12 protein-coding genes and 1 pseudogene are annotated in these 11217 nt (G+C 72.7%); 3 read left to right on the top strand and 10 right to left on the bottom strand.

Annotated features, from left to right (window positions below; translation table 11 throughout):
* Positions 1 to 32: 32 nt before the first annotated feature.
* The 6 genes from ACZ8ZB_RS28100 to ACZ8ZB_RS28075 form a co-directional block, all read right to left on the bottom strand.
* Positions 33 to 611, bottom strand: a complete 579-nt coding sequence (locus tag ACZ8ZB_RS28100) for a sugar kinase (protein ID WP_470740411.1) — start codon at positions 609 to 611, stop codon at positions 33 to 35.
* Positions 608 to 1756, bottom strand: coding sequence for an ROK family glucokinase (locus ACZ8ZB_RS28095; RefSeq protein ID WP_470740410.1), 1149 nt, complete (start codon positions 1754 to 1756; stop codon positions 608 to 610). The genes ACZ8ZB_RS28100 and ACZ8ZB_RS28095 overlap by 4 nt, the downstream gene beginning before the upstream one ends.
* Positions 1757 to 1885: 129 nt before the next feature.
* The gene (locus ACZ8ZB_RS28090) at positions 1886 to 2695 is read right to left on the bottom strand and encodes an ATP-binding cassette domain-containing protein (protein WP_470740409.1); all 810 of its coding nucleotides are present in this window, start codon (positions 2693 to 2695) and stop codon (positions 1886 to 1888) included.
* Positions 2692 to 3735: an ABC transporter permease gene (locus ACZ8ZB_RS28085; RefSeq protein ID WP_470740408.1), complete on the bottom strand. Its 1044-nt coding sequence runs from the start codon at positions 3733 to 3735 to the stop codon at positions 2692 to 2694. Before ACZ8ZB_RS28085 ends, ACZ8ZB_RS28090 begins: the two co-directional genes overlap by 4 nt.
* A complete protein-coding gene (locus ACZ8ZB_RS28080; protein ID WP_470740407.1) occupies positions 3732 to 4736 on the bottom strand; it encodes a sugar ABC transporter substrate-binding protein in 1005 nt (334 codons plus the stop codon). The genes ACZ8ZB_RS28085 and ACZ8ZB_RS28080 overlap by 4 nt, the downstream gene beginning before the upstream one ends.
* 171 nt (positions 4737 to 4907) lie before the next feature.
* Positions 4908 to 5657, bottom strand: a complete 750-nt coding sequence (locus ACZ8ZB_RS28075) for a GntR family transcriptional regulator (protein ID WP_470741599.1) — start codon at positions 5655 to 5657, stop codon at positions 4908 to 4910.
* 116 nt (positions 5658 to 5773) lie between these two features.
* Here ACZ8ZB_RS28075 and ACZ8ZB_RS28070 point away from each other — a divergent pair, with 116 nt between their 5' ends.
* A complete protein-coding gene (locus tag ACZ8ZB_RS28070; RefSeq protein WP_470740406.1) occupies positions 5774 to 6796 on the top strand; it encodes a Gfo/Idh/MocA family protein in 1023 nt (340 codons plus the stop codon).
* Between the two features lie 2 nt (positions 6797 to 6798).
* Here the strand turns inward: ACZ8ZB_RS28070 and ACZ8ZB_RS28065 are convergent, their stop codons facing one another.
* Both ACZ8ZB_RS28065 and ACZ8ZB_RS28060 read right to left on the bottom strand, forming a co-directional pair.
* A complete protein-coding gene (locus ACZ8ZB_RS28065; protein ID WP_470740405.1) occupies positions 6799 to 7473 on the bottom strand; it encodes a response regulator transcription factor in 675 nt (224 codons plus the stop codon).
* 58 nt (positions 7474 to 7531) lie between these two features.
* The gene (locus ACZ8ZB_RS28060; RefSeq protein ID WP_470740404.1) at positions 7532 to 8779 is read right to left on the bottom strand and encodes a sensor histidine kinase; all 1248 of its coding nucleotides are present in this window, start codon (positions 8777 to 8779) and stop codon (positions 7532 to 7534) included.
* A gap of 177 nt (positions 8780 to 8956) precedes the next feature.
* Between ACZ8ZB_RS28060 and ACZ8ZB_RS28055 the strand changes: the two genes are divergently transcribed.
* The gene (locus ACZ8ZB_RS28055; RefSeq protein WP_470740403.1) at positions 8957 to 9157 is read left to right on the top strand and encodes a hypothetical protein; all 201 of its coding nucleotides are present in this window, start codon (positions 8957 to 8959) and stop codon (positions 9155 to 9157) included.
* 41 nt (positions 9158 to 9198) lie between these two features.
* Here ACZ8ZB_RS28055 and ACZ8ZB_RS28050 read toward each other — a convergent pair whose 3' ends face one another.
* Complete coding sequence (locus tag ACZ8ZB_RS28050) at positions 9199 to 9825, bottom strand: dihydrofolate reductase family protein (RefSeq protein ID WP_470740402.1); 627 nt, start codon at positions 9823 to 9825, stop codon at positions 9199 to 9201.
* A 139-nt stretch (positions 9826 to 9964) separates the two neighbouring features.
* Between ACZ8ZB_RS28050 and ACZ8ZB_RS28045 the strand changes: the two genes are divergently transcribed.
* Positions 9965 to 10729, top strand: a complete 765-nt coding sequence (locus ACZ8ZB_RS28045) for an SDR family oxidoreductase (RefSeq protein ID WP_470740401.1) — start codon at positions 9965 to 9967, stop codon at positions 10727 to 10729.
* A gap of 230 nt (positions 10730 to 10959) precedes the next feature.
* Here the strand turns inward: ACZ8ZB_RS28045 and ACZ8ZB_RS28040 are convergent.
* A pseudogene (locus ACZ8ZB_RS28040) lies at positions 10960 to 11120 on the bottom strand (allantoicase); the annotation flags it as partial.
* Positions 11121 to 11217 lie beyond the last annotated feature (97 nt).

Genomic DNA, 11217 nt, shown 5'->3' with positions numbered 1-11217 from the left:
ACAATCGGTCCCAGCGGCCGGCGCGCGCGGGGTCAGGGCACGGTGCGGGAGACCACGTACACCCTCGGGTAGCCCGGCTTGTGGTGGTTGACGACGACGTCGTGCGTGGGCGCCGGGTCCTTCTGCTCGTGGACGAGGCCGGACCAGGTGCCGGGGCCGTCGAACGTCCAGCCGGTGACGTCCCGGTCGCGCTCGCCGATGGGGATGTCGTCCTGTTCCAGGTCGTCCTCCCGCACGCCCATGCTGGTGAGGAAGGCGCTCAGGCCCGCGTCGGTGGTCTCGAACTCGACGTAGAGGCGGCTGGTCTTCCAGTTGTTGGTCTCGTAGGAGGCCACCCACCAGGCGGGGTGCGGCACGGGCACCTGGTAGAGGCGGCGCTGCACCTTCGACGGCCAGCCCTCGGTGAGGCCGGTCGCGGAGTACTTCGCCTCCTTGTCCTTGCCGCTGGCCCTGCTCTGGTTCGCGGAGATCACCAGGTATCCGGCCGGGACGCCGATGAGCAGCACGATGATCAGCAGGGTGAGCGCCCTGCGGCGGATCATGTGCCACCGGCTCTCGGCCGGGCGGGGCGTGTCCGGAAGGTCCGTGTGCCGGGGGGACGCGTCGCTCACAGCGACTCCTGGGTGGTGCGACGGGCCTCCGCGTACCGCTCGTAGCGCTCGTAGCGCTCGACCCGGCGGCGCTTGGCGCGGCGGAAGCGACGGGCGACCAGCCGGGCGAGGTCGGCGGCGCCGACCATGCCGGCCTCGGGGCCGAGCTGGGCGCGGACGATGCGGGCCTCGGGGCGGTAGCCGCGGCCGGTGAGGTGCCGCTTGAAGGCGTCCCGCGCGGGGCCGATCAGCAGGTCGTCGGCGGCGGAGACGCCGCCGCCGATGACGAAGCAGGAGGGGTCGAGGGCGGCGGCGAGGTTGGCGATGCCGACGCCGAGCCACTGCCCGATGTCCTGGAGCAGTTCGATGCACATGGCGTCGCCCTCGCGGGCCAGCTCGGTGATCATCGGGCCGCTGATGTCGCCGATGCTGCCCTTGACGTGCTCGATGATCCCGTAGGCGACCGGCGAGTCGGCGGCGGCCAGCTCGCGGGCCTCGCGGACCAGCGCGTTGCCGGAGCTGTACTGCTCCCAGCAGCCGCGGTTGCCGCAGGGGCAGCGGTGGCCGCCGGGGACGACCTGCATGTGGCCGAACTCGCCGGCGACTCCGTACTTGCCCCGCTTGACCTGCCCGTCCTCCAGGATCGCGCCGCCGATGCCGGTGCCGAGCGTGATCATGACGAGGTGGTCCTCGCCGCGGCCGGCGCCGAAGCGCCACTCGGCCCAGGCCGCGGAGTTGGCGTCGTTGTCCACCAGGACGGGGACGGCGAGGCGGTCGGCGAGGCGGTCGCGCAGCGGCTCGTTGCGCCAGGACAGGTGGGGGGCGAACAGCACGCGGTTGCGGTCGGCGTCGACCCAGCCGGCCGCGCCGATGCCGACCGCGTGCACGTCGTGCCGGTCGGACAGGTCCAGCACCAGTTCGACGATGGTGTCCTCGACGACCTTGGGGCTCTTGGACTTGTCCGGGGTCTCGGTGCGCAGCCGCTCCAGGATGTTGCCGTCGGCGTCGACGACGCCCGCCATGACCTTGGTGCCGCCGATGTCGATGCCGACCGTCGGGACCCGGGGCGCCGTCAGGTGGGAACGGCGCTCCCGGGTGCCGACGGTTCTCAGGACCGGGGCGCGGCGGGAGCCGATGGGGGCGGTGAAGTCGCGGTAGGTGCTCATCGTGTGCGATTGTGCCGCACGGCTCCGCCGGGTGCCGAATGGATCCCGGGTGCGTGGTGCGGATCATTGTCGGGTGCGGGTGCGCCGGAGTTGATCGCGCCCACGCGGCGGAGCCGCACGTCTATACAGCTATACAGCCCCGCGCCCCCGGGGGCGTTGCAGTTCATGGCGTAGGTCGTCCAGCTCCGTGCCGCCGGCCATCTGCCTTGTCAGCTCGTCCAGCGTGAGGGAGTCACGGGTGTGGCTTCCCGCCATCGTGCCGCGTTTCAGCAGGACGAACCGGTCGCCCACCAGGTGGGCGTGGTGCGGGTTGTGGGTGATGAAGACGACGCCCAGGCCCTGGTCGCGTGCCGCGGTCACGTATTTCAGGACCCCGCCCGACTGCTTCACGCCCAGGGCCGCCGTGGGCTCGTCCAGGACGAGGACCTTCGCCCCGAAGTGCACCGCGCGGGCGATGGCCACGCACTGGCGCTCGCCGCCGGAGAGGGTGCCGATGGGCTGGTCGACGTCGCGGAGGTCGATGCCCATGCGGAGGAGTTCCGCGCGGGTGGTGCGACGCATGCGGTCGACGTCCATGCGCTTGAAGGGGCCGGTGCCCTTGCGGGGCTCGGAGCCGAGGAAGAAGTTCCGCCACACCGGCATCAGCGGGACGACGGCCAGGTCCTGGTGGACGGTGGCGATGCCCCGGTCCAGGGCCTCGCGCGGCGAGGCCAGGCGGGTCTCCTCGCCGTCGAGGGCGAGCGTGCCGCCGTCGTGCCCGTGCAGTCCTGAGATGATCTTGATCAGGGTGGACTTGCCGGCGCCGTTGTCGCCCAGCACGCAGGTGATCTCGCCCGCGTGCACCTCCAGCGACACGTCCTCGAGGGCGCGGACGTTGCCGTAGCGCTTGCTGACGCCGGACAGCTCCACCAGGGCCGTGCGGGAGCCGGTCCGGGTCATGCCGAGGCCTCCGCGCGGCGGCGCACCCAGGCGTTGAGCAGGGTGGCGAGGAGCAGCATCGCCCCGAGGAAGAACTTGAACCAGTCGGGGTTCCACTCGGCGAAGACGATGCCCTTGCTGGTCATGCCGAAGATCAGTGCGCCGACCGCCGAGCCGACGGCGCTGCCGTGGCCGCCGGTGATCAGGCAGCCGCCGATGACGGCCGCGATGATGTAGATCAGCTCGTTGCCGACGCCTTCGCCGGACTGGACGACGTCGTAGCTGAAGAGCAGGTGCTGGCCGCAGATCCAGGCGCCGAGGGCGACGCCCATGTAGAGGGCGGTCTTGGTCCGGGTCACGGGGACGCCCACCGCACGGGCGGCCTGTTCGTTGCCGCCGACCGCGAAGATCCAGTTGCCGGCGCGGGTACGCAGCAGGATCCAGCTGCCGAGGGCGACCAGGGCGAGCCACCACAGCACGGTGACCTTGATGTGCATGCCGCCGACGGTGAGCGTCGACGCGAAGAGCGCCCGCGCGGCGGGGAAGCCCTCCATGTCGGCGATGGTCCGGGTGGAGACGGTGCCGCCGATCAGCTTGGTGAAGCCGAGGTTCATGCCGGTCAGCATCAGGAAGGTGCCGAGCGTGACGATGAAGCTGGGCAGCTTCGTGCGGGCCAGCACGATCCCGTTGAAGGCGCCGACGGCGAGCGTGACCAGCAGGGACACGCCGACGCCGACCCAGACGTTGGCGGTCATCTGGTAGCTGAACATCGACGACACCAGTGCCGACGACGTGACCAGGACCCCGGCCGACAGGTCGAACTCGCCGCCGATCATCAGCAGGGCGACCGGGACGGCCATGATGCCGATGGTGGAGGAGGCGTAGAGGACGGTGCCGAGGCTGGGGGCGCGCAGGAAGCTGTCGGCGGCGAGGGCGAAGCAGCAGAAGACGGCGATCGCGCCGACGAGGGAGCCGAGCTCGGGTCTGGTCAGCAGCCGCTGGAGCGGCGAAGAGCTGCGCAGAAACCTTTCATCAGAGACGTCGGGAGTCGTCGCGCTCATCGGGTGCCCCGCCGCGTGTACTCCTCGAGGGCGACGGCGTCGTCCTCGGTGATGACCTGCGGTCCGGTGAGCACGGGCCGGCCGCCGCCGAGGACGTCGGCGTTGTACCGGTACAGCCACAGCAGGTCGACCGCCTCGTAGCCCTGGAGGTAGGGCTGCTGGTCGACGGCGAAGCCGAGGCTGCCGTCCTTCAGGCCGGCGGCGACCTTGGCGTTGAGGTCGAAGGTGTCGACCTCGGCGTCGCTGCCCGCCCCCTCGCGGGCCTTGACGGCGGTGTCGGCGTAGGGGGCGCCCAGGGTGACGATGGCGTCCACGGCGGCGTCGGACTGCAGCCGGGCCTCGATCGCCGACTGCACGTCGGGCATGTTCGTGCCGTTGACGTGGAGGCGGACCAGCGTGCCGTCGAAGGTCTCCTCCACCCCGTCGCAGCGCTGCTCGTGACCGACGTTGCCCTGCTCGTGCAGGACGCACAGGGCCTTCTTCCGGCCCCGCCCGTTCAGCTCCTCGCCGACCGCCTCGCCGGCGATCGTCTCGTCCTGGCCGATGTGGGTGAGCGCGCCGAACTCCTTCGACTCGGCCGAGCCGCTGTTCACGGTGACGACCGGGATGCCGGCCTTGCGGGCGCGCGCGAGGGAGGCCTTCATCGCGTCCGGCTTGGCGAGGGTGACGATGATGCCGTCCACCTTCTTGTCGACGGCCGCGTCCACGAGCTGCGCCTGCTGCTGGGCCTCGTCGTCGTGCGAGTAGAGGAAGCGGACGTTGTCCTTCAGCGCGGCCTGCTCCGCACCGCTCTGCACGATGTCCCAGAAGGTGTCGCCGTCTCCCGCGTGGGTGATCATCGCGAAGGTCCAGCGGGGGGTGTTCACCGCCGCCCCGCCCCGGGCCGCCGCGGCCGCGCGGGCGTCCTCCGCCCGTTTGCCGCCGGTACTGCTGCATCCGGCGAGCGAGAGACTCAGCGCCCCCGCCAGCGCGATGCCCACCCAGGTCGAAAACCGTGACACGAGGACTTGCCCTTCTTGCTGTGCTCTTGCGTATGCAAGGGGCCGATGACCGCACCGGCCCCAAACGCCCCATTCTCGAACACGGGCATCGGGCGTCCCCTCGCGGGGACCGGTAGCCGGTCACATTGTCCGGACATGAGGACCGCACGGGGTGCGCGTCACGTCGGATTGTCAGGACCGTACAAGCAACTGGAACTCGAACGAGTAGCGGGAGGGCCGGTACGTGTGGGTGCCGAACTCCACCGCGCGACCGGTGTCGTCGAAGGTCACGCGCTCCATGGTGAGCAGCGGGGCGCCGGTCTCCTCGCCCAGCCGCTCGGCCTCCCCGGCGGTGGCGGCACGGGCGCCGATGGTCTGGCGGGCGCTGTGCAGGGTGATCCCGGCGGCCCGCATCAGCCGGTACAGGCCGGTGGCCTCCAGCCGGCCGGTGTCCAGGTCGAGCAGGCCGGGCGGCAGGTAGTTGCACAGGTACGCCATCGGCTCCCCGTGGGTGAGCCGCAGCCGTTCGATCCGGTGCACCTCGCCGCCCTCGGCCACGCCGAGCGCGCCCGCGACCTCGGCGGACGCCGCCACCACAGTGTTGACCAGCACTTTCGTCCCGGGGCGCTGACCGGCCGCCTCCAGGTCGTCGTAGAGACTGCTGAGTTCCAGCGGGCGCTTGACCCGGCTGTGCACCACCTGGGTGCCGACCCCGCGGCGGCGCACCAGCAGACCCTTGTCGACGAGGGACTGGATGGCCTGGCGGACGGTCGGCCGGGACAGACCGAGCCGCGCGGCGAGCTCGATCTCGTTGCCCAGCAGGGTGCCGGGGGTCAGCACGCCGTGCTCGATGGCGGACTCCAGCTGCTGGGACAGCTGGAAGTACAACGGCACGGGGGAGCCGCGGTCCACGCTCAGCTCCAGCTGTACGGTCGGGTCCACTTCTGGTTTCGGCACGGGCCGAGCGTAGCCCCGTGCGCTGTTGACGGGAAGTCGTGTAGTTCGGTTGTCCGGACATACGCATTGACAGGGAGCGGCGCGGGCCCCACTTTGTTTCCATGCGCATCGGGGTCATCGGTACGGGCCGCATCGGCACCCTTCACGCCCACACACTCAGCAGACACCGCGACGTCGGCTCCCTGATCCTCACGGACGTCGATCCGGCACGGGCCCAGGCCCTCGCCCACCGGCTCGGCGAGACGGCGGCGCCCGGGGTGGACGAGATCTACACCTGGGGAGTGGACGCCGTGGTGATCACGACGGCCACGTCCGCCCACGCCGAGCTGATCGGCCGGGCGGCACGCGCGGGGCTGCCGGTGTTCTGCGAGAAGCCCATCGCCCTGGACCTGACGGGCACGTTACAGGCGATCACGGAGGTCGAGACCGCCGGAACCGTCCTGCAGATGGGGTTCCAGCGCCGTTTCGACACCGGTTACACGGGCGCGCGGGAGGCGGTGCGCTCGGGCAGGCTCGGACGGCTGCACACCGTACGGGCGACGAGCAGCGACGCGGAGCCGCCGCCGGCCGGGTTCCTGGCGCAGTCCGGCGGGCTGTACCGGGACACCCTGATCCACGACTTCGACATCCTGCGCTGGGTGACCGGCCGGGAGGTCACGGAGGTCTACGCGGCCGGGTCCGATGCCGGTCCCGCGATGTTCCGCGAGGCCGGCGACGTCGACACCGGCGCGGCGCTCCTCACCCTCGACGACGGCACGCTCGCCACGGTCACCGCGACCCGGCTGAACGGCGCCGGCTACGACGTGCGCATGGAGCTCGCCGGGGAGCGGGACCAGATCGTCGTCGGCCTGGACGACCGCACGCCGATCGCGTCCACCGAACCGACCGGGCCGCCGGCCGCGGACAAGCCGTGGACCGGGTTCCTGGAGCGGTTCGGACCCGCGTACGAGGCCGAGCTGATCGCGTTCGTCGAGGTGGTGCGGGGCGAGCGGGCCAACCCGTGCGACGGACGGGAGGCCCTCCAGGCGCTGCTGGTCGCGGAGGCGTGCGAGCTGTCCCGGCGGGAGCGCAGACCGGTCCGGCCGACGGAGCTGGTGAGCGGGGCGACCGCGGCGTACACCTGAGGTCAGCGGTCCCCGGTCTCCTCCAGGAGGCCGGCGTCATGGGCGAGCAGGGCGATCTGCACGCGGTTGTTGAGGCCCAGCTTGGCCAGGATGCGGGAGACGTGGGTCTTGACGGTGGCCACGCTCATGTAGAGCTCGGCGGCGATCTCGGCGTTGGCCAGGCCCCGGCCGACCGCGACGGCGACCTCGCGTTCACGGTCGTTGAGGTCCGCCACGCGCTCGCGTGCGCGCGTGCGCCGCGTGTCGGCGGCGGCGCCGGCCGCGTGTGCCATCAACTGCCGGGTGACCGTGGGCGACAGCACGGGATCACCGGCCGCGACCCGGCGCACCGCGTCGACGATCTCGGCGGGCGGGGTGTCCTTGAGGACGAACCCGGCGGCGCCCGCGCGGAGCGCGCGCAGCACCTGCTCGTCGGCGTGGAAGGTGGTGAGCACCACGACCTGCGGGGCGTCCTCGCGCCGGCGCAGCGACTCGGTGGCGGTGAGACCGTCCACCGCCGGCATCCGGATGTCCATGAGCACGACGTCCGGCCGGGTGCGGTCGACGAGCGCCTCGACCTCGCCGCCGTCGGCGGCCTCGCCGACGATCTCGATGTCGTCCGCGCCGCCCATCATGAAGGACAGCCCGGCCCGCACCAGCGGGTCGTCGTCGACGAGGAGCACTCTGATCGCAGTCATGGCGCGTACGTAATCACGGTCCCACGGAGCGGGGAAACACGGACCAGATGATTCCGGTTCACCCCCACGGCAACCGTGCCCGCACCCCGAACCCGCCGTCGGGCGTGGGCCCGTGCTCCAGGGTCCCGCCCGCCAGGGTCGCCCGTTCGGCGAGGCCGATCAGCCCCTGCCCGGCGCCGGGCACGTGCGGCACGTCCCCCTCCGGCGCGGGGTTGCGCACGGTCACGGCGAGGCCCTCCCCCGGGCCGCCGGTGACCGACACGGTGACCTCCGCGCCGGGGGCGTGCTTGCGGGCGTTGGTCAGGCCCTCCTGGGCGATCCGGTAGGCGGTGCGGCCCACGGAGGCGGGGACGGCGGCCGGGTCGGCGACCCGCTGCTCCAGGACGACCTTCATACCGGCCTGCCGGGACTCGGCGACCAGGGTGTCGAGCGCCGCGAGCGTCGGCTGCGGCCGGCCCGCGTCGTCGGCGTCGCCGGTCCGCAGCACGCCGATGATCTCCCGCAGGTCCTGCAACGCCTCGTGCGCGCTCTCCCGGATGACGCCGGCCGCCCGCGCGATGTCCTCGCGCGGGGCGTCGGGCCGGAACTCCAGGGCGCCCGCGTGCACGCTCAGCAGCGTCAGCCGGTGCGCGAGCACGTCGTGCATCTCCCGCGCGATGGCCTCGCGCGCGAGCCGCTGCGCCTGCTCGGCCCGCAGCCGCGCCTCGGTCTCGGCCCGCCGCGCCCGGTCCCGCAGGCTCAGCATGAGCTGCCGCTTGGACCGTACGAACATGCCCCAGCCGACGACCGCGCCCAGCAGCACCGCGAGGAGGACCAGCGAGGCGAGGTACGGCAGGTCGGGATCGGGCCGCCACCAGAAGTACAGCGGGACGGAGACCGCGTGGGCGCCGCCCACCCACGCCACGTACCGGAAGGGGCGGTGCACGGCGAGCGTGAACAGGGCGATGACCGCCACACCGCCGGAGGTCTCCGAGACGAAGCTGACCGGGACCATCGCGGCGGCCAGGGCGAACGGCCACCGCCTGCGCAGCCAGATCACGGCGCAGGACAGCGCGCCGAGCACCTGGTCGGCGGTGACCAGCGCGGGAGGGAGGACGTGGCTGCTCCTGAGCGTCTCGGCGCCCAGCAGGCCCACCAGGACGGCCAGCAGGAAGCAGGCGAAGTCGACGACCCAGTCCCGCGCGGTGCGCCGGGGCCGCCCGGAACGGGCCGTGTCGGGGTCGAGTTCGTGGATGAGGGCGGACGGGAAGAACCATCGGCGCCCCGTGAACACCGGAGCGGTCTGCGCCGCCTTGTCACCAGTCACGGTCGACGAATCTACGCGGGGAGCGCCTCCCGGCACCGCCCGGCGAGCGGATCCCCTACCGAAGTCGCGGCGCCGCAGACTTTCGGCGCCCCGGCCGGCGCGGATCACGGTCTTCCGTCGGAACGGGCTCGCCCCGCGGCCGATGCGGGCGGGGGTCCGCGGGGCGAGGGTCGGGACATGAAGCAATTGCTGGAGTTTCTGGGTTTCCTCGCCCTGGTGCAGGGGGTGGCGGGTCTGGTGACCCGGTTCACCGACTGGAACTGGGGACTGGTGCAGCGGATCGGGTTCCTCGACGGCTACGAGATCTACGCGAGCGTCGCCCTGCTGGTGCTGGGCGGCGCCCTGTTCGCCGCCGCGGAGAGCCGGAAGCCCGGCTGAAGCGCCGGCCGCACCGGCGGCGTCCGCCGGTGCGGCCGAGGTCAGGCGTTCTCCGGGAGCTCGTACGAGCCGTACGCGGGGCGGCCGGAGAAGTCGTAGGTCTGGACGGACACGCCCGCGGCGGTGATCTCTCCGCCGGTGTGCCGGAAGGCGCCCGGCATCGAGCCCTCCGGGAACAGGCGGCGCCCGGCGCCGAGGACGACCGGGAACGTCAGCAGGTGCAGGGTGTCCACGAGGTCGAGCGCGAACAGGGACCGGGCGAGGGCCCCGCTGCCGTGCAGCTGGAGCTCGCCGTCGGTGCGCTCCTTGAGGGCGGTGACCTCCTTGGCGAGGTCGCCGCGGATCACGGTGGTGCCGGCCCACCCGGGGTCGGTGAGGCCGGCGGAGGCGACGTACTTCGGCAGCGCGTTCAGTTTGCCGGCGACCGGGTCGGCGGGGTCGGTCATCTTCGGCCAGTACGAGGCGAAGATGTCGTACGTACGACGGCCGAGGAGGAAGGCGCCCGCACGGGAGAAGACCCCGTTGACGAACCGGCCGAAGTCCTCGTCGCCGTAGGGGACGCTCCAGCCTCCCTGGTCGAAGCCGTCCCTGGTGTCCTCCTGGGGGCCGCCGGGGGCCTGGTAGACGCCGTCGAGGGTGACGAAGGTGGTGACTACGAGCTTGCCCATGACGGGTTCCTGCCTTCCGGTGCGGGGGTCTGTCGTCATCAGCTCAGACTCCGGCGGGAGCCGCGACTCATCGGCGGGGCGGCAGGTCGACGTCCGTTCGCCGCCAGCGCGCCGGGGGCGCGGGCGCTGGGATGGACGCATGACGACGAACACATCGATCAGGACCCACGAGAAGACCCTGCTCGGCAAGGTGGCGCTGGTGACCGGCGGCAGCCGCGGGATCGGCGCGGCGACGGCGCTGCGGCTGGCGCGGGAGGGCGCGGACGTCGCGGTGACGTACGTGAACGGCAAGGAGGCGGCCGAGGGCGTCGTACGGGCCGTGGAGGCGCTGGGGCGCCGCGCGGTGGCCCTGCGCGCGGACGCCGGTGACCCGCGGGAGGCGGCCGGGGCGGTGGACGCCGCCGCGCGGGAGCTGGGCCGGCTCGACGTCCTGGTGAACAACGCGGGGGTCGGTGTGCTCGGGCCGGTGGAGACGCTGTCCCCCGCCGACGTCGACCGGGTGCTCGCGGTGAACGTGCGGGGGGTCTTCCTGGCCTCTCGGGCGGCCGTCGCCCACATGACGGACGGGGGCCGGATCATCACCGTCGGCACCTGCATGACCCAGCGCGTGCCCGGTCCCGGCGGCACGCTCTACGCGATGAGCAAGTCGGCGCTGGTGGGTCTGACCAAGGCCCTGGCACGGGAGCTGGGCGGGCGTGGGATCACGGCGAACATCGTGCACCCGGGCCCGGTCGACACGGAGATGAACCCGGCGGACGGACCCCACGCGCCCGGCCAGGCGGCGATGACCGCGCTGGGGCGCTTCGGCGCGGCGGAGGAGGTGGCGCACACGATCGCCCACCTGGCGGGGGCCGCGTACGTCACCGGCGCGGAGTTCTCGGTGGACGGCGGACACGCGGCGTGACGCCCGCCCGCGGGTCGACCGGTCGGGCCAGTCTGTTCCGTAAAGTTCCCCGCCCCGGCGATCGCGACGGCACGACGCCGGGGGCACGGTGTGACGCAGCGTGAGGCCCGCCCGCGCAACGGCCCGCCGGGCCAGTCTGTTCCGTAAAGTTCCCCGCTTCGATGGTCACTGCGGCGGGGCGTCCGGGACACGACGGCACGCGGTGTGATCCCCCGCGCGTTCCCGGCGGGTCAGCCGCCCGGTTCGCGGTGGCGGGCCGTCAGGGCGGTCGCCCCCGCTCGGCCAGGGAGCCGAACAGGCGCAGCCGGGAGATGCCGCCGTCGGGGAAGACCTCCGCGCGCGCGTGCGTGCCGACCGCCGGTTCCGGGAGGACGAAGCGGATCGTGCCGTCGGCGACCGTGACGGACGCGACGCGCGTTCCCTCGGGAGTGATGACGCGCGTGGAGCGCGGCACCGGCGCGGCGTCGGGCACGCGGATCCTCCCTGGC

This window comes from Streptomyces sp. 12E (genome assembly GCF_055633275.1).
Note: the sequence above shows the minus strand (reverse complement) of the source record. Positions and strands in the feature narration are given on the sequence as shown.

Coding starts and splice junctions, on each gene's coding strand:
- ACZ8ZB_RS28045 (WP_470740401.1), top strand. CDS start 9,965: ATGACGACGAACACATCGATCAGGACCCACGAGAAGACCCTGCTCGGC.
- ACZ8ZB_RS28070 (WP_470740406.1), top strand. CDS start 5,774: ATGCGCATCGGGGTCATCGGTACGGGCCGCATCGGCACCCTTCACGCC.
- ACZ8ZB_RS28085 (WP_470740408.1), bottom strand. CDS start 3,735: ATGAGCGCGACGACTCCCGACGTCTCTGATGAAAGGTTTCTGCGCAGC.
- ACZ8ZB_RS28090 (WP_470740409.1), bottom strand. CDS start 2,695: ATGACCCGGACCGGCTCCCGCACGGCCCTGGTGGAGCTGTCCGGCGTC.
- ACZ8ZB_RS28095 (WP_470740410.1), bottom strand. CDS start 1,756: ATGAGCACCTACCGCGACTTCACCGCCCCCATCGGCTCCCGCCGCGCC.
- ACZ8ZB_RS28065 (WP_470740405.1), bottom strand. CDS start 7,473: ATGACTGCGATCAGAGTGCTCCTCGTCGACGACGACCCGCTGGTGCGG.
- ACZ8ZB_RS28050 (WP_470740402.1), bottom strand. CDS start 9,825: ATGGGCAAGCTCGTAGTCACCACCTTCGTCACCCTCGACGGCGTCTAC.
- ACZ8ZB_RS28055 (WP_470740403.1), top strand. CDS start 8,957: ATGAAGCAATTGCTGGAGTTTCTGGGTTTCCTCGCCCTGGTGCAGGGG.